The sequence below is a fragment of the Rossellomorea vietnamensis NBRC 101237 genome, assembly GCF_001591825.1.
Lineage (GTDB): Bacteria > Bacillota > Bacilli > Bacillales > Bacillaceae_B > Rossellomorea > Rossellomorea vietnamensis.
This window is the reverse complement of sequence record NZ_BCVQ01000001.1, coordinates 75,123-98,959: the sequence shown is the minus strand read 5'-3', so window position 1 is coordinate 98,959 and position 23,837 is coordinate 75,123. Positions and strand designations below refer to the sequence as shown.

The 23,837-nt window shown below is 45.4% G+C and carries 25 protein-coding genes and 1 riboswitch; of the genes, 3 read left to right on the top strand and 22 right to left on the bottom strand.

Features of this window, described 5'->3' with window-relative positions; genetic code table 11:
* The first annotated feature begins 50 nt into the window (after nt 1-50).
* Nucleotides 51-233 (top strand): CsbD family protein, encoded by a 183-nt coding sequence (locus tag BVI01S_RS00460; RefSeq protein WP_034761901.1) that lies wholly within the window; start codon nt 51-53, stop codon nt 231-233.
* Between the two features lie 50 nt (nt 234-283).
* Here the strand turns inward: BVI01S_RS00460 and add are convergent, their stop codons facing one another.
* A complete protein-coding gene (gene add / locus BVI01S_RS00455; protein ID WP_061808800.1) occupies nt 284-1,297 on the bottom strand; it encodes an adenosine deaminase in 1,014 nt (337 codons plus the stop codon).
* Nucleotides 1,298-1,350: 53 nt separating this feature from the next.
* Nucleotides 1,351-1,450: riboswitch (purine riboswitch) on the bottom strand.
* A gap of 223 nt (nt 1,451-1,673) precedes the next feature.
* Nucleotides 1,674-2,147 (bottom strand): DUF2975 domain-containing protein, encoded by a 474-nt coding sequence (locus BVI01S_RS00450; RefSeq protein WP_061808799.1) that lies wholly within the window; start codon nt 2,145-2,147, stop codon nt 1,674-1,676.
* 315 nt (nt 2,148-2,462) lie between these two features.
* Between BVI01S_RS00450 and BVI01S_RS00445 the strand changes: the two genes are divergently transcribed.
* Entirely contained in the window at nt 2,463-3,287 is an 825-nt protein-coding gene (locus BVI01S_RS00445) for an STAS domain-containing protein (RefSeq protein ID WP_082804602.1), read from the top strand.
* Nucleotides 3,288-3,371: 84 nt separating this feature from the next.
* Here the strand turns inward: BVI01S_RS00445 and BVI01S_RS00440 are convergent, their stop codons facing one another.
* From BVI01S_RS00440 to BVI01S_RS00395, 10 genes are all read right to left on the bottom strand, one after another.
* The gene (locus BVI01S_RS00440; RefSeq protein ID WP_061808798.1) at nt 3,372-3,824 is read right to left on the bottom strand and encodes a GNAT family N-acetyltransferase; all 453 of its coding nucleotides are present in this window, start codon (nt 3,822-3,824) and stop codon (nt 3,372-3,374) included.
* Between the two features lie 165 nt (nt 3,825-3,989).
* Nucleotides 3,990-4,271 carry a cupin domain-containing protein gene (locus BVI01S_RS00435; RefSeq protein ID WP_051758384.1) on the bottom strand — a complete coding sequence of 94 codons (282 nt, stop codon included), beginning with the start codon at nt 4,269-4,271 and terminating at the stop codon, nt 3,990-3,992.
* 36 nt (nt 4,272-4,307) lie between these two features.
* A complete protein-coding gene (locus BVI01S_RS00430; RefSeq protein ID WP_174523008.1) occupies nt 4,308-5,597 on the bottom strand; it encodes a TRAP transporter large permease in 1,290 nt (429 codons plus the stop codon).
* The gene (locus BVI01S_RS00425) at nt 5,594-6,070 is read right to left on the bottom strand and encodes a TRAP transporter small permease (RefSeq protein WP_061808797.1); all 477 of its coding nucleotides are present in this window, start codon (nt 6,068-6,070) and stop codon (nt 5,594-5,596) included. Before BVI01S_RS00425 ends, BVI01S_RS00430 begins: the two co-directional genes overlap by 4 nt.
* A 68-nt stretch (nt 6,071-6,138) precedes the next feature.
* Complete coding sequence (locus BVI01S_RS00420) at nt 6,139-7,164, bottom strand: TRAP transporter substrate-binding protein (RefSeq protein ID WP_061808796.1); 1,026 nt, start codon at nt 7,162-7,164, stop codon at nt 6,139-6,141.
* 16 nt (nt 7,165-7,180) lie between these two features.
* Nucleotides 7,181-7,837 (bottom strand): bifunctional 4-hydroxy-2-oxoglutarate aldolase/2-dehydro-3-deoxy-phosphogluconate aldolase, encoded by a 657-nt coding sequence (locus tag BVI01S_RS00415; RefSeq protein WP_061808795.1) that lies wholly within the window; start codon nt 7,835-7,837, stop codon nt 7,181-7,183.
* A gap of 15 nt (nt 7,838-7,852) precedes the next feature.
* Nucleotides 7,853-8,401: a 6-phospho-3-hexuloisomerase gene (gene hxlB / locus BVI01S_RS00410; protein WP_061808794.1), complete on the bottom strand. Its 549-nt coding sequence runs from the start codon at nt 8,399-8,401 to the stop codon at nt 7,853-7,855.
* Nucleotides 8,398-9,021 carry a 3-hexulose-6-phosphate synthase gene (gene hxlA / locus BVI01S_RS00405; RefSeq protein ID WP_061808793.1) on the bottom strand — a complete coding sequence of 208 codons (624 nt, stop codon included), beginning with the start codon at nt 9,019-9,021 and terminating at the stop codon, nt 8,398-8,400. Before hxlA ends, hxlB begins: the two co-directional genes overlap by 4 nt.
* A 9-nt stretch (nt 9,022-9,030) precedes the next feature.
* Nucleotides 9,031-9,984, bottom strand: coding sequence for a sugar kinase (locus BVI01S_RS00400; RefSeq protein ID WP_061808792.1), 954 nt, complete (start codon nt 9,982-9,984; stop codon nt 9,031-9,033).
* Between the two features lie 18 nt (nt 9,985-10,002).
* Nucleotides 10,003-11,004 (bottom strand): LacI family DNA-binding transcriptional regulator, encoded by a 1,002-nt coding sequence (locus BVI01S_RS00395; protein ID WP_061808791.1) that lies wholly within the window; start codon nt 11,002-11,004, stop codon nt 10,003-10,005.
* Nucleotides 11,005-11,427: 423 nt separating this feature from the next.
* Here BVI01S_RS00395 and BVI01S_RS00390 point away from each other — a divergent pair, with 423 nt between their 5' ends.
* Complete coding sequence (locus BVI01S_RS00390) at nt 11,428-11,631, top strand: hypothetical protein (RefSeq protein WP_061808790.1); 204 nt, start codon at nt 11,428-11,430, stop codon at nt 11,629-11,631.
* Between the two features lie 302 nt (nt 11,632-11,933).
* Here the strand turns inward: BVI01S_RS00390 and BVI01S_RS00385 are convergent, their stop codons facing one another.
* The 10 genes from BVI01S_RS00385 to BVI01S_RS00340 form a co-directional block, all read right to left on the bottom strand.
* Nucleotides 11,934-13,040 carry a glycosyltransferase family 2 protein gene (locus BVI01S_RS00385; RefSeq protein WP_061808789.1) on the bottom strand — a complete coding sequence of 369 codons (1,107 nt, stop codon included), beginning with the start codon at nt 13,038-13,040 and terminating at the stop codon, nt 11,934-11,936.
* Between the two features lie 33 nt (nt 13,041-13,073).
* Nucleotides 13,074-14,627, bottom strand: coding sequence for a phytoene desaturase family protein (locus tag BVI01S_RS00380; protein WP_061808788.1), 1,554 nt, complete (start codon nt 14,625-14,627; stop codon nt 13,074-13,076).
* Nucleotides 14,624-15,136: a glycosyl-4,4'-diaponeurosporenoate acyltransferase CrtO family protein gene (locus BVI01S_RS00375; RefSeq protein WP_061808787.1), complete on the bottom strand. Its 513-nt coding sequence runs from the start codon at nt 15,134-15,136 to the stop codon at nt 14,624-14,626. The genes BVI01S_RS00380 and BVI01S_RS00375 overlap by 4 nt, the downstream gene beginning before the upstream one ends.
* Nucleotides 15,137-15,229: 93 nt before the next feature.
* Complete coding sequence (locus BVI01S_RS00370) at nt 15,230-16,726, bottom strand: phytoene desaturase family protein (protein ID WP_061808786.1); 1,497 nt, start codon at nt 16,724-16,726, stop codon at nt 15,230-15,232.
* Between the two features lie 175 nt (nt 16,727-16,901).
* Nucleotides 16,902-17,828: an alpha/beta hydrolase gene (locus BVI01S_RS00365; RefSeq protein WP_061808785.1), complete on the bottom strand. Its 927-nt coding sequence runs from the start codon at nt 17,826-17,828 to the stop codon at nt 16,902-16,904.
* A 370-nt stretch (nt 17,829-18,198) separates the two neighbouring features.
* Nucleotides 18,199-18,858 (bottom strand): hypothetical protein, encoded by a 660-nt coding sequence (locus BVI01S_RS00360; RefSeq protein ID WP_061808784.1) that lies wholly within the window; start codon nt 18,856-18,858, stop codon nt 18,199-18,201.
* A gap of 12 nt (nt 18,859-18,870) precedes the next feature.
* Nucleotides 18,871-19,971, bottom strand: coding sequence for a DUF58 domain-containing protein (locus tag BVI01S_RS00355; RefSeq protein WP_061808783.1), 1,101 nt, complete (start codon nt 19,969-19,971; stop codon nt 18,871-18,873).
* Nucleotides 19,972-20,892, bottom strand: a complete 921-nt coding sequence (locus tag BVI01S_RS00350; RefSeq protein ID WP_061808782.1) for an AAA family ATPase — start codon at nt 20,890-20,892, stop codon at nt 19,972-19,974. It abuts the gene before it with no gap.
* Between the two features lie 427 nt (nt 20,893-21,319).
* A complete protein-coding gene (locus BVI01S_RS00345; protein ID WP_061808781.1) occupies nt 21,320-22,282 on the bottom strand; it encodes a carbohydrate kinase family protein in 963 nt (320 codons plus the stop codon).
* On the bottom strand, nt 22,275-23,792 hold the full coding sequence (locus tag BVI01S_RS00340) for a glycoside hydrolase family 32 protein (protein ID WP_244886817.1): 1,518 nt from the start codon (nt 23,790-23,792) through the stop codon (nt 22,275-22,277). The genes BVI01S_RS00345 and BVI01S_RS00340 overlap by 8 nt, the downstream gene beginning before the upstream one ends.
* Nucleotides 23,793-23,837: the final 45 nt, after the last annotated feature.

Genomic DNA, 23,837 nt, shown 5'->3' with positions numbered 1-23,837 from the left:
TTGGTTATTGAATAATAGGAAATAAAAATATAGAAATGAGGTAGTGAAAAATGAGAGAAAATCATGATCAAGCAAGCGGAAAGCAAAAGCAGGTTAAAGGTGATTTGAAGAAAGGCTTAGGCAAACTGACAAACGACGATTCTACGATTGCGGAAGGCGAACGCGACAAAGATAAAGGAAAGATTCAAGAAAAAGTTGGCGATGTGAAGGAATCCTTTAAGAAGAGTTGGTAACTAAAATCAGGAAGCATGGGGACGGTTCTCGTGCTTCCTGATTTTCTATATCAAAAGGAAGCAGCAGAACCGTCCCCTTGCTTCCTTAACCCAGCCTTCACCTCATCACTCGCGAAAGCAGCTTCGACACTGTTCAGATAAATCGCCCGATAGTCCTCTTCATTCATGGCAAATTCACCCCAGACGAGTTCACATTCCTTCGTCATTGTGGTGTCCGATACCGTTCTGTTGTCGGTATTGATGGTGATCTTGATGCCTTCCCGGTGAAAATCGTACAGTGGGTGATCGCGGAACTCCTCCACAGCTTTTGTTTGGACGTTACTCGTCGGGCAGATTTCAAGGACGATCCCCTTTTCTTTTACAACCTGATACGCTTCAGGACAGTCTTTTATGTAAACGCCGTGCCCGATTCGTTCGGCCCCGAGCCATTCAACCGCCTCGAGGACATTTCTTCCGATTCCCGTTTCACCGGCGTGGATGGTGACTCTGTAGCCATATTCTCTGGCGAGGGCAATCGGTTCGATGAATTCCCTGCAGAACCCTTCCTCTTCGGACGCACATAAATCAATGGCGACGACTCCTTTTCCGAGGAAGTTCTTCCCCTTTTCCACAACCTCAAAGGCACTTTCCGGTGACATCGTTCTCATACAGCACAGAATGATATTTCCTTTGATATCAAATTGCTCTTCCGCCTCTTTCATTCCTTCGATGACACTTCCGATAATCTCTTCCACCGATAATCCCTTCTGTGTATGAAGCAACGGGGCGAACCGGACCTCCATATATTTCACGTTTTCCCCCGCTGCATCTTCATAGAGTTCAAAGGTGATTCTCTTCAAATTCTCTTTCGACTGCATCACGTCATTGGGAATCGAGAACTTCTCCAAGTATTCATCCAATGATTCGCAGTCCAATGGGGCGATGAGTTCCCCTCTCATCTCTTCCCTATCAAATGAAGGGATATGTATCCCGTCTTTTTTTGCTAAATCAATAATCGTCTCGGGTCTGACGCTCCCATCAAGATGGCAGTGTAGTTCAATTTTAGGCATTTTTGAATAATTCATGGTGGACCTCCTCAATTTTTCTATAAAAAAAATCCTGATTACGAAGAAAATACACCGAACGGTACCTTCTTCGTAATCAGGATTTTCTGGTTCCTGGTAGAGACCTCCAAACCATATTATTGGAGTTATACGAATGTAAAAATCATATTTGGTTTTTTATAACGATAATAAATTTCGTTGTGAAAGTCAAGGGAAGCACGGGGACGGTTCTCGTGCTTCTTTTTTAGTGAAAAAGAAGTGCCAAAGCGGTGTCCTCGTTTCACCATTCCCTTTACATCCCCCATTACAAACACCCCGCTTCTCCCCAATTCATCAAAAAGATTTTATTCCCTTCCCAAAAGAAAAAAAGTAGAGTGGGATTCGTACCCAATCTACCTTATTTTTTATCCAGGAAAGCTGTTAATGGCCTTTGAAGGATGTCCACAACCGCTATGATAATACTTGTTGCTAAAATACTCATCAGACTTAACGATATCGGACCTGCTGAATCATCTCCTGAGATACTAGAAATCACCTTTAAGCTGATGATCATGAACACAAAGAAGCCAATGACGATAAAAGCACATTTTTTTATCACCTTTAAAGATTGATAGGATGACTCCGAGAAAGCATTGTTCCTTTCGATAAAGGTGACTAGTTTATATACATGAAAGAGCGAAAAAAGAAATGTAAGACAGATCCCATACGCACATACTAAAAGGGGATATATCGAATAATCCCCACCTGGATGAGCTTTTACATCTCTGATGGTTAACACAGGCATCCAATACACGCACAAAGTAAGCACTGCAGCTCCAATCAGAAAAATAATGGCCTTTAAGAAAATGGCTGAAACTCGCTTATCATTCAATCCAAACACCTCACTCATTTAAAATGATAACTCGATTTTAGCACGCTGTTTATTGTTTTACAATAAATTAATATTGATTTAAATGATATTATTGTTGTTACTAATAAAATCAAAGTAGAGTCGAACCGTCCTCACTCTACCCAACGAAAAGTGGCAATTCAGCCACATCACATCAAAATCTCTTTGCTATCCCTACAAACAATCCAACTCCCATGCCTCACCCTCCCCCATCCCAAGCGTTCCCACTCCAACTCTCACCATCCATTATGTTAAACTATAGTTGGAAACTACAGTAAAAGGAGAGGCGTTACGAACATGATCGATCAAGGCAGACCAACATATACGAAAGCAATCTGTGAAAAAGTATTGAGTCAAAAGCAAGAACTGATTGTTCAAAAGGATAATTTACGGTCAAGTAAGTATCGCAACATAGAATCCAAGCTTCATAGTTGGCGTGAGGATATCATCGACATTTATGCCAAATCGATTGAGAGTGACCTAGACACGGCCTTCGAACAGTTGAAAGAGTGGGGATCGGAAGCTGTCGATACACTCGTTAACTTCAATCTTCCTTTGGAAGTGGCCCTGGATGAAGTGAGGGATTACCGGAATTTAATCGGGCAAATCATAAAAGGGGAAGCATCAACATTCAATATGTCATTTGATCAATTCTATGACCTGATCTCTGATTTTGATGCAGTGGTGGACAGGGCCGTCCATTGGCTGACCATGTCGTATACAAGAAGATTTTATACACGGATCAATGCGGCTGAAGCAACAGCGCTCGAGTTATCCATCCCGGTGATCAAAATCACGAAGCAAATCGGAGTTCTCCCATTAATCGGGGACATAGACACCGAAAGAGCTCAGGAACTGATGGATAAAGCACTCTCAAAAGGGAACGAATTATCACTGGAATACATGGTCATTGACCTATCCGGCGTCCCGATCATCGATACAATGGTGGCAGACCGCATCTTCAAGGTAGTGGATGCCCTATCCCTGATCGGAATCGAAACCATCCTATCCGGAATCAGACCCGAAATCGCCCAGACCATGACCCACCTTGGAATCGACTCTTCCAGGATCGCCGTAACCTCCAGCCTTCATATCGCATTGGAGAAATTTTTAAAAGAATAGAAGCATAGGGACGGTTCTCATGCTTCCATATCGGCAACTTAAACAAGCCACGGGACCTATCCCCGTGGCTTGTTTGGCATGTTTTTAACTGGTAGGGTTCTGCAAAATCATATCGATATGGGGAATCCCATCATCCAAATAGGTTTCCGTTATCGCCTTGAATCCAAACGACCCATAGAACTCCCGCAAATATTCCTGTGCCTGAATCTTCACCGGTTGGTCCCCCCACTCATCATGTATGAAGGCCAATCCTCTTTTCACCAGCTCGCTTGCGAACCCTTTCCGACGATGTCCTTCCTTCACGAGGACCCTCCCGATGGATGGTTCGTTGTAGGAAACACCCGCAGGTAAGAGCCGTGCATAGGCAACCACCTCTCCGTTTTCTTCCCTATAAAGATGATGGGATTGCAGATCCTTCCCATCGACTTCCAGGTAGGGACATTCCTGTTCCACGACAAACACCTGGGTCCTTACTTGTAATAGTTCATATAGTTCATGGGTGGATAGTTCATTGAAGCTCTTTATCTTCCAGCTCATGGTATGGGGTCACCTCTGTTGTATAATTTTATAAGCATAGGGACGGTTCTCGTGCTTCCTCTTCACTCAAAAGCAAAGCAACAGAGTCGTCCCCATTTATCATACTTCTATATAAACGATAAAAAAAGCTTCACCCTAAAACACGGGGTGAAGCTCTCCTATACCTTATCCCTGCAGCAAGTCCTTCCGAATCGGCGAAAACATATCCAAAATCACGCACTCCTCGAGCACTTTCACCCGATGCTGGATGCTTGATGGGATATACTGCGTATCCCCCTGTGACAAGATTCTTTTTTCTCCATCGACTTCGAACTCCACTTGCCCTTTTTCAATAAAGCTCAATTGCTCTTCGGGATGCTGGTCGATGTCGCCGACGAATCCTTCCGCGAGTTCCACCTTTACGAGCATCATGGAGCCTTCACTGCTTAATACTTCTCTTTTTACCATTGCGATCGACTCTCCTTTTTATATCTAGCCGGTTCATCAGAATAGGCTTGGGTTAATCAACTTCGGAAGATAAAATGCCACTTCCGGTAAAAATGCGACGAATAACAGAACGACGAGGACAATCAATATATACGGCATGACGGCTGAGAAGGATTTCTCGATACTGAGCTTTCCTATCTTCGCTGCCAGCAGGAGACATAACCCGTAAGGAGGGGTGACGAGTCCGATGGCGAGCGTCATGACCACGATCAGTCCGAGATGGACCGGTTCCATTCCGAAAAGATTGGCTGTCGGCAGGATGACCGGGACGAATAAGATCATGGCCGGAATCGCGTCCATGAACGTTCCGACGAACAGGAAGAATGCAATAATGATCAGGATGAATACCCACTCTGCCCCAACGTTATTCACGAAGAACTCCTGCGCCTTAACCGATAATTGATAGTAGCTCATCAGCTCACCCAGGGCACTTGCAGCAGCAAGGGCAAACAGTGACAGCGAGCTAAGCGCCAATGTATCTTTAATAATCTTTGGAAGATCCGATAGTTTCAATGTTTTATAGAAAAACATACAAATCAATAGCGTGTACAAACAAGCAACGGCTGCGGCTTCCGTCGGAGTGAAGAACCCCGAGATGATCCCACCTATGATGATGATCGGAGTGATCAGGGCAGGTACCGTTTCGTACATGAGTTTGAAAAATTCGCTGAATGTCGCGCGTTTCGATCTTGGATATCCCTTTTTCAACGCCATGATATAAATGAAGAGCATCATGCCAAGCCCGATCAAGACACCTGGTACGATCCCACCAAGGAACAACGCTCCAACCGAGGCATTCGTCAATCCGGCGAAAATGATCATCGGGATACTCGGCGGGATGATGACGCCGATCGTGGAAGAAGCTGCTGTCACGCCGACAGCCGTTTCCGTATCATATCCCTGCTTTTTCATGTTCGGGATCAGGATTTTCCCTACCCCGGCTGTATCTGCCTGAGCGGCACCCGATACTCCAGCAAAAATCATCGAGACAAGGATATTCGCGTGAGCGAGGCCCCCTCTGATGTGACCGACCATCGTCAGTGAAAGATCGATCAGCTTTTGTGAAATCTTCCCGTGGTTCATCAGGTTGGCTGCCAGGATGAATAACGGCACGGCCAGCAGGACGAACGAGTCGATCCCGTTCAGCATCTTCATCGGGACCGTCACTTCAGGAATATACGGTACGGTAAAAATACCAAGGAGGGCAATGATGCCGATGACAAAGGCAATCGGTACACCGATCAGCATCAAAATCAGAAATAATCCAACCAATCCTATACCAATCATGCCTGTGCCCCCCTTCCTTTAAGCGATTTAATATTGTTAACCAATTGACTCCCGGAGTAAATCATCATGGTCGCCCCCATGACCGGGATGGAAATCCACACATATCCCATCTTCAATTCAGGGATGGACGTCCAATTGTAATTCCAGAAATTCTGTACAGTTTCAATTCCATAGTAGAAAAGAGCAAATGAGAATAATAAGATCACTGCATCAATCACGATCAGTAATGACACTTTCGACTTCCCTTGAAGCTTCCCGATAAGGAAGTCGAAACTGAAGTGTTCCCTTTTGCTCACCATGACGGATGCACCCATAAAGACTGACCAAATGAAGGAATAGTTGGCCACCTCTTCTGTCCAGATGACAGAAATCCCAAGATGTCTGGTGACGATTTGAACCATGATGGCTGCAAAAAAGATAAGTAAGAACATAGCACCGATGGTCATTTGAATTTTTTCAAGAGCCTTTATCATAAGATCGTCTTCCCCCTTTCACAAGTAAAGGGAAGAACAGATCATCTCTTCCCTTTTAACGAGCGTTTTTACTTAAGCTTTTTAATTTTTTTAAGCAGGTCTTCTGCTCCAATATCTTTAGCTGCTTTCTCTTGAAGAGGCTCTGCCAATTTGATGAATGGTTCACGGTCGATTTCGTTTACTTTCGCTCCTTCATCAATGGCTTTTTGTTTGTACTCCTCTTCTTGAGCATAAACTGCTTCTCTTTCTGCTTTCACAGATGCCTTTGCTGCTTCGATGATGATATCCTGCTGTTCTTTCGAGTAGGAATCAAATTTCTTACCGTTCACCAATAAGAAACGTGTGGTGTAATCATGCGCTGTCTCCGTGATATATTTCCCGTTGTCCGTTTTATGATGGTTCTGTTGTACAAAATATGGATATGAGTTTTCAGAGGAATCGACGACATTTTGCTGAAGCGCTTGATATAATTCTCCCCACGCGATCGATGTCGGGATGGCCCCTACTTTCTTCCAATAGTCCGCCACTACACCTGATGTCTGTGTTCTGAACGTCATTCCCTTAATGTCTTCCATTTTTTCAAGCGGCTTTTTCCCATAATAATGTCTCACACCGGCAGACCAGTACCCGATCAGTTTGAAATCATTGTTCGACTTTTCGTTGATCAATTTTGCCATTTCATCCCCGACTTCTCCGTCAACCGTCTTTTCCCAGTGATCATAGCTGTCAAAAAGGTAAGGCATGGCCAGAAGGTCGATTTCCTTGATTCCTGTTTGAGTCATGAATCCAGGTGAAACAAGTACCACATCCGCTGCCCCAAGCTTCAGCTTTTCAACCAGTTCCGATTCTTCCGTCCCGATGGTTCCTGCATGCACTTCCACTTCAATATCCCCGTCTGACTTGCTTTCAGCGACTTCCTTGAATTTCAAAAGTCCCGTTTGGTATGGATTGTCCGGTGATGTCTGGTTATGCGCCGCTACAATCTTGATTTTCTTCCCTGCTTCTCCCCCTGATGCTTCGTCACTTCCGCATCCTGCAAGAATGCCGGAAACAGCCAACAATAATACAAATGAAAGTAAGAAAAATTTCTTCATCCCTAGTTCCCCCTTATTATGATTTAATCGTTTGAACAGCCTTTACCTTCTGAACGAGTTGCCTGTATTCACGTGCTTTCTGAGTCAAACGCTGATAATCTTCTGCACGATGCAATTGCTTAGTATTCACTAAGTTGCCCCCCAGACCGACAGCCAACGCTCCAGCTTCCAGATATTCCGTAAGATTATCCATATTGATTCCCCCGGTCACCATCAGTGGGATCGATGGGAATGGACCGTGGATGCTCTTCACATAGCCTGGTCCGAATGTATTGGCAGGAAATACTTTGATCATGTCGGCCCCGAGCTCATATGCCGTCAGGATTTCCGTCGGTGTCAGGGCCCCCGGTATACTCGGGATGCCGTAGCGTTTGGTCATCTTCACCGTCTCCGCATTGAATGACGGGGAAACGATGAATTCACTTCCTGCCATGATGGCGGCCCTTGCTGTTTCTGGATCGAGGACGGTCCCTGCACCAGTCAGGACCCGACCGTCCATTTCCTCTCTGACGATTTCGATCAATCTTGTAAACTTCGGTGTCTCCGCCGTGAGCTCAAGCACTTTCACTCCGCCCTCATACAATGCTTCTGCAATCGGCAGAATGGTTTGTGGAGTGGCTTCCCGGATGACGGCCACGAGGATTTCTTCTTTCATAAACTCTATTGGATTCATTCCTTCACCGCCCCTCTACTCTATATTTGCATGCCGTTTGGCCATGGTTTCATTTGTATCCCCATCATCCAGTGTCCCGATGATGACCGCGTCAAGCACAAGGTGGACCGACTGATCGAACTGGTTGCCGAGGGGCTGGATCGTTTCCGGTTCCTCCGCTCTCCGGAATTTTGTAGCAGCGGGGATGCAAAGGATCCCGTCACTGATCGACGCAAGCTTTGATTCACGGTTTGTGGTTACTAAAAACACTCCCGCCCCAATTTCTTTCGCTTTTGTGGCAAATTGAACAATCGCTCCTGTTGAACCCGATCCTGTAATAGCGATAAGCAGGTCCCCTTTGTCCATGCTCGGTGTGATTGTTTCCCCGATGACATATACCGGAAAGCCTCCGTGCATCAAACGCATCGCGAATGCTTTCCCCATCAAACCTGAACGTCCTTCACCATATACGAAGATCCGCTTCGCTTTTTTCAATTGCTCTGAAAGATGGATCGCCTCTTCTTCTTTCACCTTTGATAAAACTTCTGTGATTTCATCGGCTACCGTCGTGATGATTGATTTCATTCTCTAATCAGTCCTTTCATCGCCTTTGCAGCTTCTGCAGGGTCTTTCGCTTTCGTGATAGCGCTACCAATAATGACCGTATCGGGGCTGTTCTTCACAATGCCTGGCAGTGTCTCGAGTGTGATCCCCCCGGCAACGGCCGTCTCAAGTCCGCTGATTCCCTGTATCAGATCAAACAGACTGCCGGTGCTTTCACCTGTTTCCTGCATGTCTTTTCCGATGTGCAGGCTGACAAGAGAAACACCAAGTTCCTGTAATTCTCTGACTCTCTCATTCTCCGAAACTCCCAGAAGGTCGATCATCACTCGTTTTCCTCGTGACTCAGCCACTTCGAGAGTATCGGTGATCGTCTTGTCGGCAGAGAACGCCATGACGGTCGTGATGTCCGCCCCGGCATCAAGAGCCTGTGTCGCTTCATGTTTACCTGCATCGCATGTTTTCATATCTGCGACGATGGTTTTATCCGGATACTTCTCGCGTATGTCGCGGACAATCGCCATTCCATATTCCTTTATTACACCAGTTCCTATCTCGATCCAGTCCACGTAAGAACCTGTATCCTCCAAAATCTGAAAGCATTCTTCCCTGGTCAGGCGGTCAAGCGCCACTTGTATATTCATGCCATCCCCCTATCTTTCCACTCGTTCTTTTTCACCCAAATGGACAAGGACATCTTCTAAATAGGGCAGCCCTTCATTATCACCCGTCACACTGACAACCATTGACCCGATTATATTCGCAAAATGAAGCGCTTTCTTCAAAGGCCAGTTCTGAAGGATCCCATAAATGAAACCTGCATCGAATCCATCACCGGCACCTACCGTATCCACCACTTTCTTCGCCATTACCGCCGGGGCTTCAACATATTCACCGTCCACATATCCAACCGAACCTTCCTCACCTTTCTTAATGGCGAGATGAGTGATGCCGAATTGCTTACAATGCTCGATGATTTCATTCGTGTCGGTCGTACCGAACATCAGCTCGGCTTCCTCGATTCCCGTCAGAAGGATGTCGACATATGGGAGGAAGCTTCTCAGCACGTCCCTCGCTTCATCCTCACTCCACAGCTTCAGTCGGATATTCGGGTCGCATGATACCATCACTCCATGCTTTTTGGCTTCGATGATTGCGTGGCGGATCAGCTCGATATTCTTCGTTTTATCCACTGCCGGGAATACCCCGGTGATATGAAGGATCTTCGTGTTTTTCAAGAATTCTTCATTCAGGGTTTCTTTCGTCAACACGGTTGTAGGAGAACGGTCTCTGTAGTAGAAGGTCCGTGAACTCCCATCCCCCATGATTTCCTTGAAGTTCAGGGAAGTCGGATATCCATCTACGAGTTCCACTTCGGACACATCCACCCCTTCACCGCGGACAGTGTTGAAGATATGCCTTCCAAACTCATCATTCCCCAGTCGGCTGATCCAACCGGTCTTCAATCCAAGCCGTGCACAGCCAATCGCAAAGTTCAGCTCGGCTCCCCCGATTTTCCGTTCAAAAGAAGAGACAAACCGCATCGGCCCGGTCGATGATGGATCAAGAGTGATCATCGCATCGCCTATCGTCACTACATCATTCATGGGTAACACCCTTTCTGTCTAACAAGATTCTCGTATGATCAACTTCGGATCGAATCGGAATACCAAGCCCTCATCCTGATCCTCTTTTTTCTGAATTTTGTTTAATAAAAATTCCGCTGCTTTCTTCCCGATTTCAAACGTAGGCTGAGCCACAATCGTCAATCCCGGTTCATAGAAACCGGCAAAGGACACATCGTCGATTCCGATGATGGCCAAGTCTTCAGGAATCTTCACATGATGTTCTTTTACATATTTCAAAATCTCAATGAGCGTTAAATCATTTCCCGCCAGGATCGCTTCCGGCGGATCGTCCAGGGATAGCAGTTCGTGAACCCCTTCTCTGATCCTGCTCACTTCCAGGCTCTTGATGTAGTCTTCCCGTATGTCCAGGCCATTGGCGTTCATCGTATTCTTATAGCCGTTGATCCTCTCCATCCTCGGGGTGACATTCCGGATCACATTCGTGATGATGCCAATCTTCGTGTATCCCCTGTCGATGAAATGCTGAATTCCCATCCCTGATGCTTTCTCGTTATCAAGGAGCATCGATGGTATCCCTACATCAGGCACCGTCCGGTCAACGAACACGATGGGATAGCCTTCCGCAAGCATCTCATTGTATAAGGCTGCATTATCACCGGTTGGTAAAAGAATGATTCCATCCACCTGCTTGGCACGGAGCATTTCGATATACTTCCGCTCTTTCTCAGGATCATCATCTGCATTACAGACAATCGTGTGAAACTCGGCTTCCTGACATGTGTCTTCAATGGCCCTGATCACCTGGGTCGAGAACGTATGTAGAATATTCGCCACAATCACCCCGATTGTCGTCGTCGACTTCTGCTTGAGGCTCCTCGCGACAATATTCGGTCGATACCCAAGCTCTTTGATGCTTTCTTCTATTCGATTCTTCGTTTCTTCCCTCATATAATCAAAACGATTATTTAAGTACTGGGAAACGGTACTCTTAGATACATTCGCATGCTGAGCAACATCAGCAATCGTCACTTTTTTCATTCCATAGTCTCCAACTTTCATTTCCTAAACCGATTTACTAAACCGGTTTACTAAATCGATTTATTGAAATTATATGATAATTGAAAGCGCTTTACAATATGTTTTTAAAAAATTTGTGGATTTTTTGTTTTGGGCATAAGAAGGGAAGCATGGGGACGGTTCTCCTGCTTCCTTTTTAAGCCAAGGGAAAACAGTAGATTCCCTCTATCATACTTCAAGATCATAGCCACTAAAAAGCCCCACTCCTAAACATGGAGTGAAGCTCATTCTACCTTATCCAAAAAGGTAATCATTCAAAATGGGGAAAACATAAACAATGGTATCTGGAATAATGTACCTGTCCCATTGGCATCTTATTCACACACTATCAGAGTAGTATCATCATTCCATTTCCACTATAATAGGAGGAAGGAGGTGAGAAAAATGGACAAACAAATCGTGAACATGTTATCTGATATTCAACAGAACATTAAGGAACTAGACAGTAACATAAAAGAATTAGACAGTAATATGAAAGAGTTCGACGGTAAACTGAAGGAATTCGGAAATGATTTGAAAGAGGTAAAAGAAACAGTCAATCGAATTGAAACATCCCAAACAGAAGATGTCATTGCTTTGTTAAAGTAGGCAGCCAACGTTCTGAAACAGATTTTCATTATCTGAACACCAGAATCACTAATATTGATAAACGGGTTTTCACTCTTGAGAATCGAGCTGAAAGGTAATCTTCATTTCTCTACTTAGGTTATGACGGCTATCTTATACCCACACTTCGTTCCCTCTCACCATGATCCACACTCCATTTCTTCGATTTTCCTTTCGTTAGACCATTCCATCACAAACCGCAAAAGGGTGTCTGACCTACTGAGGTCAGACACCCTTTTTTCTCAAGACTCATTACCTTCAAAACGCTAGAAAAGCACCCTTTTTCACACCTTTATATTCCGCCCCTTCCACCTCACAGAATGAAACACATTCACCCGGACAAAAGAATAAATGAAAATCCCTGCGAAGAACAAAAAAAACAGCGGATAAAACGGGAAATACCCCCATCTGAAATTCCCGACCCTGCGGGCAAACCATCCAGTTTGAACGGCATAGAGGATATACAATACCCCATAAACGATCATAGCGGTGGTATTTCCCACAATAACCGAAGAAATCAATGAAGACGCAGTGGTTAAACTTCCCGTAATCCAAAGGATGACCATCAACATGACGACGGGATGAGTGGACTTCGAACCAACGGCAAAGCTTTTGCACCAGCCTTCGATCAGGCTGCCCACCCCTTCCGGATACATGCGGAACGAAATGATTCCTCTACCGCCAAGGCAGCGAACGGGAAGGTTCTGTTCAAGAAAGGCCTCGCCCAGTGCCAGATCATCCATGATGGCCCCTTCGATTTTCTCATGCCCTCCGGATAAGAAGTAATCGTCTCGATCACATAGAATGCATGGACCGAACGAACCGGCGGCTTTGAATCGTGATCCCCAGATGGTGAATAGGTTCATGCCCACTACGACGATGATGTTAAAGACAATGGAGAGATGTTCATACACCCGCTCCACTGTGTGATAGGGCTGCAAGGCAAGGATTCCCCTGGCGCCTTTTCCCTGGTACACATGCAGGAGATTGCGTAGTCCATCCACACTCATGAATCTGGTATCTGCATCGAGGAACAGCAGCCAGCTCCCTTTTGCCTCGTTGGCACCACGCCAGCAGGCAGACGATTTCCCTGCCCCGTTATTCTGGAGGACCGTGACTCCGTAGCTTTCTGCGATGGCCGCGGTACGATCTGATGAATCGTCATCCACCAACAAAACCTCAAATCCTTTGAATCTCTGCTCCTGCAACGACTGCAATAACGGGGTGATCCTCGCTTCTTCATTCCGGGCAGGGATAATGATGGACAGAAACGGCAGTCCCTCCGTATTGTTGGATTTGAAACGTGGGACCGGCAAGGACCAAAACAGGATAATGGCAATCGCAACCCCGAGGCCCCCCAAGACGAGATTGATCACTTCTGAAGCTGTCATATAACCTGCCTCCTTCCTCTTCGGGTGACGTCCCTAATGTGACAATCCCCGTTGAGGTTGTATGTTCGCTGAATAATCGTACACTTTGCCTGTATCATCCTGTATCAGTTCCTGTGCGGTGATCCTGGCTGATAACAGCACGATCGGGACACCGGCACCGGGATGGGTGCTGCTTCCTGTGAAGTACAGATTCTCACAGTGGCTGGCCTTGCTCTGGGGACGTTTGTGGTTGCTTTGATCCAGTGTTGGCTGCAAGCCGAATGTGGCCCCGCGATAGGCATTGAATTTCGATTCGAAATCCAGTGGTGTCGTATACGTTTCGGTCACAATCTCATCTTCCACATGTTCAAAGCCAGGGATATTCTTTAATTCGTTTAAAATATAGTTTCGATAATAGGAGATGGTTTCCTCGTCCCATGTATAGTCGGCTGTAGCAATATTTGAGACAGGCATCAGAATGTACAAACCGTCCTTCCCCTCAGGTGCAAGGGATGGGTCTTTCTTTGAAGCGATATACACGTAAAAGGAGGCATTCGTCAATTTCTTCCCGTCAAAAATATCCTCCAGATTCTGATTGAGCTTTTCGTTAAAAATAAACGTATGTACATGATCGACGTCTTCATATTTCCGGTTCATCCCGAGATACATTAAAAAACAGGAACAAGAGTAGTTCATGCTGTCGATCTTCTTATCCGTAAATCTGCCCTTGGAAGCCTTGTCTTTCACCAGGTGTTTCATGGCATAAGGGAAGTCTGCGTTACAGACCACATAGTCTGCAGGGATTTTCCCGCCGTCCACGATAATCCCGTCCGCCTTGCGGTTTTGAATGGAGATTTCCTCTACCGCCTTGCCGTAGTGAATCGTTCCCCCAAGTTCCTTGAAGAGCCTCTCCATCCCTAAAGCCATCGTATACATTCCGCCTTTGATGAACCATACGCCATATAAAAATTGAATCATCGGGATCATCGTATAGAAAGATGGACTTTTTAGAGGAGAAATGCCGATGTACAGCGTTTGAAAGCTGATCAGCTGCTTCAGCCGCTCATTCTTGATGAATCTCCCCATAAACGTGTCTGCCGTGTCGTATGGTTTCATTTGCAGCACTTTCGTCAACAGGGGGAAATTATAGAAATCCGTTCTCTTGCGGAAAGGTCTTTGAAGAATGTGTTGCTTGGCGATGACAAATCGTCTGTAAATTTCATGCAGGTATTGAAAAAATCCTTCCGTATCCTCTTCGCTGAGGGATTCGATGGTCTTGGTCATTTGGATAAGGTCTGTCGAGATATCAAAAGGCTGGTCGGGAATATCCGTGAAATAGGCCCGGTAAATCGGATCCAATTTTTCCATTGGGATATAATCATCAGGGTCACGGCCGCATAATTCGAATAGTTCCCGATACAGTTCCGGCATCATGACGATACTCGGACCCAGATCAAACGTGTAGCCGTCCAGTTTAATTTGATTCATTTTGCCCCCGGGGGTGGATCCTTTTTCATATAACTCCACCTCGTACCCCGCGTGCTGAAGCCTGATGGCACTGGCAAGTCCGGCAACACCTGCCCCAACGACAATCACCTTCTTACTCATATGCGTTCCCTCATTTCCTTACAATAGTCTGCTTGATTCCTTGCCGTGATGGCCGAGATGCGCCCCCGATTGTAGCGCTGAACCACGATAATCGGAAGGTTGAAGACAAGGGCATACAGGATCATCACCCATCCTGCCCATGCTGGATTCCAGATGAAGAACAGCGGAGCAGGGAGAATGGAAAGCAAGTGGGTGAGTTCCGCGCGTTTCGTTTCCGCCGCAAACACCATCAGGTCCCCCGCCTTCGTCCCATGCAACCCTTTTTTGCTGTATCCCTTTTTCAAAAAAATCGTGCCATCGAGAATCAGTCCCTTCCACGTTTTCACCCGGAACAAGCGCTGCCACAGTTTTCCCGATTGTTCAAAAGAGAACGTCCGAAACCAGAAACGGTCTTCCAGGAACCATGACAAAGGCAGTTTCAAACAGATGACCGAAATGGCGAGATGAAAGAACGTCCAGGCAAGTATATCGATGATAATGATCCAATGGACAGGCAGTGATACGATCATGACATCACCCCTTGGTTTAAAAGGTTCAATAGTTTTGCTACAAACGAGAAAACCAGCCTTTCCGGTAACGTCTCCAGAAAGGCTCGATCATCTTCAGGCAAGGGATGAATCCCTCTCCACAATCTGCTCCCCTACGAGCTGCCCGCTTAACGTAACCATCGGCATTCCGCCGCCTGGGTTTACCGTCCCCCCCACAAAATAGAGGTTATTGTAGCGTTCACTCTGCTTCGGATGCTTGAATCCTTTATTCTTCTTTTTATCCGACACGGTCCCATAAATCGCCCCGCGGTCGGAGCCATAGGTGCGCCTGATATCTTCCGGTGTCCACATATCACGAGTGACAATGTTGTCACGCAAGCCATCAAGGCCCATTTTCTCCAATTTGATCAGTACCCGCTCAGCAAATTGTTCATAATCGGCTTGAGTATACGGATTTTCATCCCGGATAAACGGAATATGAGGAAGTACTTTGATATTCTCATGTCCTTCAGGGGCCTGTGTCGGATCGGTCTTATTGACGTTAACAAGATAAATGACCGGATCTTCAGGCAATTCACGGCGATGGAAAATCGATTCCATTTGCTGCTTCATATTTTCGGCGAAAAAGAAGTTGTGATGGCGCAGCTGCGGATAACTCTTCTTCACGCCCAGATGCATGACGAGACCGGAACTCGCCGGTTCAAATTTCTTTTTTAATTTTTTGATATAATGGCTGTCTTCTTCCAGCAAGCGCTCGTATACCGGAATGACTTCCATATTGGAAACAAAGTAATCCGCCGTGAGTCTGGTCCCGTCTGCCAAAACGGCTCCAGTGATTCCGCCATCCTTCTTTTCAAGCTTGACGATCGGCTTTCCAAGATGGAAGGTGACTCCCACTTCCTCCGCGAGTTTCACGAGGCCGTCCGCCAGCTTGTACAAACCGCCGGGGACATACCATACGCCCTGGTCATGCTGCATGTAGATCATCATATTCATCACGGCCGGCGCATCGTAAGGGGACGAACCGACGTACTTGATAAAATAGGAAAGCATATCACGGAACTGCTCATTGCTGATCCGCTTATCGAGGGATCTATGTACGGTCGATAACAGGTCAAAGTTCTTCAAGGCCGAGAACAGTCCCGTGTGCTTCATCATCCCTCTCGTCGAATCAACACCGTGCTTGAATAAGGTTTTATCCGTCATATCATAGAGGGTTTTCGAATAATCCAGCAGCTTCTGATATTCACGAATGTCCTTTTCACTGAGAGACCTGTTCTTCTCCCGCATGTCCTTCACATCTTCATATAAGTCTATGATATTTCCATCGGGAAAAAAGGAGCGCCATTGATGATCCAGCTTCTCAATCGGGACATAATTCTTCATGGACTTTCCGCTGGCCGCAAACAATTTCTCAAAAATATGGGGCATCGTCAAAATGGATGGACCCAGATCAAAACCAAAGCCGTCTTGATCCAGCCGGTTCAACTTTCCTCCAATGTGATCGTTTTTTTCATATAAGGATACATCGTACCCCGCCTGTGCGAGTGAAATGGCAGCCGACACCCCGCCGAGCCCGCCTCCAATGATAAGTACCGTTTTATTTTTCAATGGTTATCTTTCCTCCTTGTCGGAAATCTTGTTTGGAGCATGTATGTTTTCAAAATTCGCCTGTCCTTGTGCCAGTTCTATATCCATCTCCTCCTGATCCAACTCTGGATCATCCACCTATATTCTGTTTGTTCAGACTTTTCTCAGCATTAAGTCTGTACATTCCGTACTTATCTTATACCCTATCTCCCTTTAAAGGAAAACGATGGATGTGTTTTGAGAGAGGCGCTTCGGCCACAGCCTTGATTTTTTCTGCGATCAATTGCCAGGCTTCTTCTGCTTTTTCTTTAGGTCCGAGATGGGTAAAGGCATGGGAACATCCCCTGAATAACTCCTCTTGAACGTTCACCCTTGCTGCTTTCAATTTCCTCGCATAACATTCCGCTTCCGGCCTGAAGGCATCGGACTCAGCTATGAGAATCAGGGCTGAGGCTAGGCGTCCGTTAACCTCGGCATGGACAGGGGAAGCAAGGAGATGACCCGCCTGTTCCTTTACAGGGAGGTAGCACCAATGGATGAAATGAGCTACTCCCGGAAAGCGCGAACGCCACCAGCCCGGTTCCGGCTTCTCCGCATGAGGGGTGACGAAATCCAGCATCGGGCACGACAGCACTTGGAGGAACGGCTGCTCGTCCCCTTTCTCTTCAAGGTAGAGACAAAGGGCTGCGGCGATATTGGCACCTGAGCTTTGTCCGCCCACCATGACCTTTTCTGCATCAATGCCCCATTCCTCCGCTCTTTCCTTCATCCATTGAATGATCTCATAGCCCTGCTCAATGGCTTTCGGAAAAGGATACTCAGGTGCTTTGCCGTATTCGACATTCAGAACCACGCATTCGGCCTGATTCGCAAGATACCTGCAATAAGGATCATCCAGCTCCTTATCATTCATAATGAACGCCCCGCCATGGAAATTGATATAAACAGGGAGCTTTTTTGGTTTTGCTGCAAAAGGATAATAGAAGGAAACGGAAGTGGGCCCGACAGATGTTTCAACGAACACATCTTTTTTCATTTTTACTTTCTGCTGAGGAATCATAGGTGGGTTTTTGGATTGATTAGAATAGAGGCGCAGTAATTTTGCGATAATCATAGGGAACATACTCCGAACCTCCCTTTATGAATAGAGTATCTAGCATTCTACAAAAATGGAGCAAGTCCATCTTTCGTCTATCTCTCACACTCTTTTCACTATTCCCTGTTTGTTCCCCGGAAAAACTAGGAAGGTTCGATCTTACAGTCCGTTTGTAGAGATTCTGATATGAATAAATAAGGATCGTTAGGCTTTCTATTATCTAGTATTCCACAAAAAGTGGGATAACCCTTTTTTGTGGAAGCATGGGGACGGTTCCCACGCTTCCTTTCTTCATCTACCTGAACCACCCATTACCATCCCACTCCCCCTTGACTATTAACAAATAAAATAGAAAAAGATAACCTGCCTCAGCCTGAACAGGTTATCCTTTTCCATCTCACGACTTTAATACCCTTTTCACCAGTTGCCATTCCTTTTCTGAGCATCCCGACTCTCCATATCTTACTTTCTCATAAATGGGGATAATCTCCATTGGTCCATTAATTCTCTGAAACCATTCATTGATCGTTTCAGCAGGTCGTTTCTGATTGTGTGTGCCGAGTGTCTTCTCCCATTTTTGTAGAGACTTCCTTACCAGATGAATGTTGCTTTGACTTTCTTTTTTAAGAAAAGGTGAATGGTCTACAGATACTTCCTCATCATTTTTTGCTCCAACAGGAGAAGAGGATGATGATTGGTCTTTCCCTTGTTGGTTCTTCCGATACTTTCTATAGACCAAATAACCTGTTATCCCTATACACAAAGCCAATAGCGAAAAAAGAAGATAGTTTCTTTTCTTTTTACTCGTATCTTCCCCTATAAACGGAGAGAGCACAGCTTCTAGTAGAGGCTCTACTTCCGTTCCCTCCTGAGCTTCCTCGTCCAGTTCGGTATACTCCCCGGTAAAATGAGTCTGTCCCTTCATCTCAATATCTTCATCTGTAAACAAATGATCTTTTACACTAGAAGAAAGGGTAGTAGAAAGAGAGGTCAGGGAGAGGCTGATCAAACAGGCAATCAACAAAACAAAAGCGATCATCATCATTCTATATTTCATGCCTCTCCCCCCTCATCCCTTTACCTGTATCCAGTTGGTTTTTTTATCATCAGGCGCCGTCCCGACGATCAATACTGATGATTGTGGATTCTTATCCCTTTTCACGTGGTCGAAGAAGTGATTCGTTGATAGGAACGTCCCATTTGTATGAATGAAGGCAGTGGCTTTACATACTTTCTTTATTTGTTGCATGTTTGAAAGATTCTCCACTTTTAATAGGCCATTTTTATGGGACGCATAATTTACATAGAATTCGATATGGCAGCCTTCTTTTATCAGGAGTGAACATAACGCTACTGAGTATTCAATAAGGGACTCCATATCTTTTCTGATAAAAAAATTCCCGTTTCCTACAAAATTCAGTAGCACGGAATAGACATTCCCCTGTACCTTTTCATATTTTTTAGCCACTATTTTATTTTCCTTCGCAGTAGCCAGCCAATGAATATGTCGAAAGCTCTCATTTTCATAGTCTTTTGTCCCGATAATGCTCAGTTCATCTTTATAAAAAGAGTAATGGGATGATTGATGACCAGAAACAATCGATCGGAAATGAAGCTTATTTAATGGATGGAACGGAGGATATATTTCAAATACCGGAAAGCCCTCACTCGAATATTCAAGTCGATAGGAGAGGAGTGTAAAGGGGTCCGCCACTATGATTTCAAAATTGGACCATTGATGAAGCCCTCTTCCTTTGGCTCTCATTCTTACAGGGATCGTCTTCTGTGACCTTGGAGGTAAATCAACGACTACTTTGTGAATAGTGGATTCACTCTCATCCGATTGAAGAAACACAAAGCTCTGATCATTCTCACTTTCCATCATGAGCTGCATGCGGTATAGGGGAAAAAGGGAATCATTCGCTAGTTCAATGTAGAATTCCTCTTCATCACCAACACTCGACGCAAGGGTATACCTTTTAAATTCCCATCGGACTTTTGTATGTACGTAGTGTAGGTACACCCTGCCGATTGCCATCAAAACGAGAAATAACGCTAATAAAAACGAGAGGATACTGAATTCAAAAAAACTGGTGATAACAAATAAAATGATAATGAATAGTAGAAAATGAGGAGAAGAAACAAAGGACTGATCGACTTCCGCTCTCATTTAGGCTTCCACCGGAACGGTGACCCCATCCATAATTTCCTGAATAATATGGCCTTTCGTCGCCTTGACTTCTCCTTCTACATTCAATACAATCCGATGACCCAGTAAAGGTTGGGACAAAGCCTTTATATCTTCAGGAGTACAATAGTCTCTGCCATGAATATAGGCCCGAGCCTGAATGGCCCTCATGAATGCCAATGATCCCCTTGGACTCACTCCAATGTCCACATATTTATGCTTTCGAGTGGATTGGATAATGTCTAACAAATAATCTTCCATATCATCTGACACAAGTACTTTCCTTACTTCTTCCTTCATATTCAAGACTTCCCCTACACTGATCACACGATCGATTGAGTCCATTGGATTTTTCAGTCTAAATCGTTTTAGCATCATTTTCTCATGTTGAGGAGAAGGATAGCCTTGTTTAATCGTTAGCAAAAATCGATCTAATTGTGCATCCGGCAAAGGAAATGTTCCCGTTGCATCAAACGGATTCTGAGTGGCAATGACGATGAATGGTTGGGGGAGGGGGAAAGTGATTCCACCCAATGTCACATTCTTCTCCTCCATCAATTCCAATAATGCCGATTGGGTACGCGGCACGGCCCGATTGATTTCATCGATTAATAAGACGTTACTAAACACAGGCCCTTTTCGGGTCTTAAAATCACTTTCCTTCATATCAAAGTACTCCTGGCCAAGGATATCCGATGGCAAGGTATCCGGTGTAAATTGCAGGCGGCTGAATGTTCCCTCTATACTTTTCGAGAAGCACTTTGCCATCGTCGTTTTCCCGGTTCCAGGGACATCTTCAAGTAAAATATGGCCATCACTTAATAAGGCGATCATCATTAATTCAATTTCATTTTCCTTATCCACCATGACTTGTGAAATAGTCTCTTTCATTTTCTGAAGCATATATCTTCTCCTTTTGTATGAAATGAGTGGAACACCGACAAATAGGGATAAAAATTCAATCTCATAGTCTCGAAAGATATTCAACTTTCATTATATTCCACTATTTGGTTAAAATGTAATCTAATTGAATCATAGCAAAGTTTTATTTACATTTACACCCCTGGGAAGCACAGGGACGGTTCTCCTGCTTCCATTTCACCCACCTAAAACGAAAAGCAGCAGAAACTGAAAATGAGCTCCACTCCCAAGAAAATGGGGTGAAGCTCTTTTTTTATCCCTTCAGCAAATCCTTCCGACAATAACACTTCTCTTCTTCCCATTGCTATCACCACTCCTATATAGATCCAAAAACGGTGCCTGACCCCCAGCACGCTAAAGCTTTACCATGCTGGGCATCAGGCACCAATTTAGTGCAAATGTATAGCGATCACCAATTAGAGGTCCGTCCCTCTAATTCCCTTATCGCGCTGATCGCTCCTATTTTTGTACAAACAGTAGCCCCCACGCGATTGCTGATTGAAATGACGTTCTTTAATTCTTCGAAATCCTTCAGGAACGCTTTCGGATCCGGATAGTGATTGAGTTGATGCAGTGTTGCCCCAACGAACGCATCGCCTGCCCCCGTAGAATCAATGGAATGAACGGGAATGCTTGGGACGATACACGAATCTTTTCCATTTGAAACGAATGTTCCATCTTTTCCAATGGTGACGGCTACCGTATTGGCTCCCAATCGATGAAAACATTCGACTCCATCTGATAGATGGGCGAAGCCAGAAATGATCTTACATTCCTCTTCGCTTACTTTGACTAAGTCTGATTGACTGATGCACTGCTCCGCAACCTCAATGAAGTCCCCCTCTCTCCCTTTCCATAAGTCGCTTCGAAAGTTCGGGTCAAAGGAGACGAACTTCCCTGCTTCTTTGGCCATTTGGATAAAGGATACGTATGCAGACTTAAAAGGATCATCCAGTAAAGCGGTAGCCGACCCGAAGTGAATGATGGAGGATTCCCTCCAGCTGCTTTCATGAAGCTCTTCCTTGTTCAGATGGGCATCCGCCCCTCGATTAAACACGAAATCTCTTTCCCCATCTTCTTTCAATGATACAAATGCCAGAGTCGTAGGATGATGCTCATCAAGAAGAATGGAAGAATCATCAATGGTAAGATCTTTCATGGTCTTTTTCAGGAACTGGCCGAAGGGGTCATTTCCTACTTTGCTCAGGAATCTGGCTCGCCCCCCAAGTGTAGTAATGGCGGCACACACATTCGCAGGGGCCCCTCCTGCTTGCTTGGAAAAATGTTGTCCTTGAGCCAGGTCTGTGTTGATATCGGTACAAAAGAAATCGATGAGCAGTTCACCGATGCACAGGATCGTGGATTCATTCATATGCTAATTCTTCCTTTCCCCAGATAGAGGAAAGCTCGGTAACCGAGAGCTCTTCTACCTTGGCAACACCTCCACGGGAAGTGAGGGAGAGGGTGGTATTCGTTCCCTTCGGAAAGATAAGATTCGTTAATACTCCCCGTCCTCCCTGTGCGAATACTTCTAAGGAAGATGAGTCCAGGAATAACTGAAGGTTGAGTATATCGTCCATTATTGCCACAGGACATTCGGAAATTCCCGGAAAGGAATCTGAAAACTCATGTTCTCCTGACTGACTCCGATCGACCGTTAACAATTGGTTAATTCGATTGTACCGGATACTCGTTTTCTCATCGGATGAATGGTGGATAGTCAAACTGAACTCCTCTGCCTCTTTCAACGTTACAGCCAGATTCACTTCCACTAATTCATGATTCACTTCCATTAAGGATGCTTCTTCCGTTACCTCTATTGCTTTAGTGACCTTTGATTCTTTTCTGATTCCGCTGATTTCGGATACAGGTTTTTGTAAAAGCTGAACACCATCTGCAGTAGAAATCAAGGTCAATTCTCGAGGCAGCGTCATGGCTCCTCTCCACGTTTCAGTCGGAACCTGGTTTGCATATCTCCAGTTGTTCATCCATCCAAGATAGATGCGTCTCCCGTCCTTTACAGGAATATCAGACCAACTTACTCCCGCATAATTGTCCCTTCCGTGATCAAGCCAGAGGATGGTGTCCGCACCATGATGGTTGATGAACGTCTTGCCGTCAAAGTCACCAACAAAGTACTGCGTTCTTGACCCTTCCTTGAAATCAGGATTGTCACCAATGCTCACCAACATCACCCATTTCAAATGATTGGGATTTCCGTCGACCATAAGTGGAAACAGATCCGGGCATTCCCATACTCCGAAATGGGCTCCTTCCTCCTGACCGAATTCACTGGCGAACTCCCAGTCGATCAAATTAGGTGACGTATAAATGGTAATCGTCTGACCCGTCGCAAGCACCATGATCCAACGTCCAGATTCTTCATGCCAAAATACTTTGGGGTCCCGGTAATCGGTAATGTCTTCATCTGATAGGACAGGATTTCCCTCGTATGTCTCCCACGTCCTGCCGTTATCATGGCTGTACGCAAGGCTCTGTCTCTGCCTTGGACGATCGGAATCCGGATAAGAGTCAGCATGTGTGAAAATGGCGACCAGCCCGCCATTCTCCTCTTCAAAGAACCCAGATGTATTCTTCCAATCCACCACGGCGCTTCCAGAGAAAATAGCCCCATGCTCATCGGGATAAAGAGCGATCGGCAGCTCCTCCCAATGGATCAAATCACGGCTAACCGCATGCCCCCAGTGCATCGGTCCCCACGTCGTTCCTTGTGGATGATATTGAAAGAAGAGATGATATTCCCCTTCGAAATAGACCATCCCATTCGGATCATTGAGCCACTTTTCCTTTGGGGAAAAATGAAATTGTGGACGATAGGTTTCTGTATAAAGGCACATTTTTTCTTGAAATTCGTTCGTCATGAGAATCCTCCTTTGCATTCAAAAGACTGCGCGATTGCCAAAGCA

Coding starts and splice junctions, on each gene's coding strand:
- add (WP_061808800.1), bottom strand. CDS start 1,297: ATGAATTATTCAAAAATGCCTAAAATTGAACTACACTGCCATCTTGAT.
- BVI01S_RS00440 (WP_061808798.1), bottom strand. CDS start 3,824: ATGAGCTGGAAGATAAAGAGCTTCAATGAACTATCCACCCATGAACTA.
- BVI01S_RS00350 (WP_061808782.1), bottom strand. CDS start 20,892: ATGCTTCAGAAAATGAAAGAGACTATTTCACAAGTCATGGTGGATAAG.
- BVI01S_RS00435 (WP_051758384.1), bottom strand. CDS start 4,271: ATGGTAAAAAGAGAAGTATTAAGCAGTGAAGGCTCCATGATGCTCGTA.
- BVI01S_RS00460 (WP_034761901.1), top strand. CDS start 51: ATGAGAGAAAATCATGATCAAGCAAGCGGAAAGCAAAAGCAGGTTAAA.
- BVI01S_RS00420 (WP_061808796.1), bottom strand. CDS start 7,164: ATGAAGAAATTTTTCTTACTTTCATTTGTATTATTGTTGGCTGTTTCC.
- BVI01S_RS00445 (WP_082804602.1), top strand. CDS start 2,463: ATGATCGATCAAGGCAGACCAACATATACGAAAGCAATCTGTGAAAAA.
- BVI01S_RS00395 (WP_061808791.1), bottom strand. CDS start 11,004: ATGAAAAAAGTGACGATTGCTGATGTTGCTCAGCATGCGAATGTATCT.
- BVI01S_RS00365 (WP_061808785.1), bottom strand. CDS start 17,828: ATGTTCCCTATGATTATCGCAAAATTACTGCGCCTCTATTCTAATCAA.
- BVI01S_RS00425 (WP_061808797.1), bottom strand. CDS start 6,070: ATGATAAAGGCTCTTGAAAAAATTCAAATGACCATCGGTGCTATGTTC.
- BVI01S_RS00385 (WP_061808789.1), bottom strand. CDS start 13,040: ATGACAGCTTCAGAAGTGATCAATCTCGTCTTGGGGGGCCTCGGGGTT.
- BVI01S_RS00340 (WP_244886817.1), bottom strand. CDS start 23,792: ATGACGAACGAATTTCAAGAAAAAATGTGCCTTTATACAGAAACCTAT.
- BVI01S_RS00415 (WP_061808795.1), bottom strand. CDS start 7,837: ATGAATCCAATAGAGTTTATGAAAGAAGAAATCCTCGTGGCCGTCATC.
- hxlB (WP_061808794.1), bottom strand. CDS start 8,401: ATGAAATCAATCATCACGACGGTAGCCGATGAAATCACAGAAGTTTTA.
- BVI01S_RS00345 (WP_061808781.1), bottom strand. CDS start 22,282: ATGAATGAATCCACGATCCTGTGCATCGGTGAACTGCTCATCGATTTC.
- BVI01S_RS00355 (WP_061808783.1), bottom strand. CDS start 19,971: ATGAGAGCGGAAGTCGATCAGTCCTTTGTTTCTTCTCCTCATTTTCTA.
- BVI01S_RS00430 (WP_174523008.1), bottom strand. CDS start 5,597: ATGATTGGTATAGGATTGGTTGGATTATTTCTGATTTTGATGCTGATC.
- BVI01S_RS00375 (WP_061808787.1), bottom strand. CDS start 15,136: ATGATCGTATCACTGCCTGTCCATTGGATCATTATCATCGATATACTT.
- hxlA (WP_061808793.1), bottom strand. CDS start 9,021: ATGAATATACAAGTGGCGCTTGACCGCCTGACCAGGGAAGAATGCTTT.
- BVI01S_RS00380 (WP_061808788.1), bottom strand. CDS start 14,627: ATGAGTAAGAAGGTGATTGTCGTTGGGGCAGGTGTTGCCGGACTTGCC.
- BVI01S_RS00360 (WP_061808784.1), bottom strand. CDS start 18,858: ATGAAATATAGAATGATGATGATCGCTTTTGTTTTGTTGATTGCCTGT.
- BVI01S_RS00400 (WP_061808792.1), bottom strand. CDS start 9,984: ATGAATGATGTAGTGACGATAGGCGATGCGATGATCACTCTTGATCCA.
- BVI01S_RS00390 (WP_061808790.1), top strand. CDS start 11,428: ATGGACAAACAAATCGTGAACATGTTATCTGATATTCAACAGAACATT.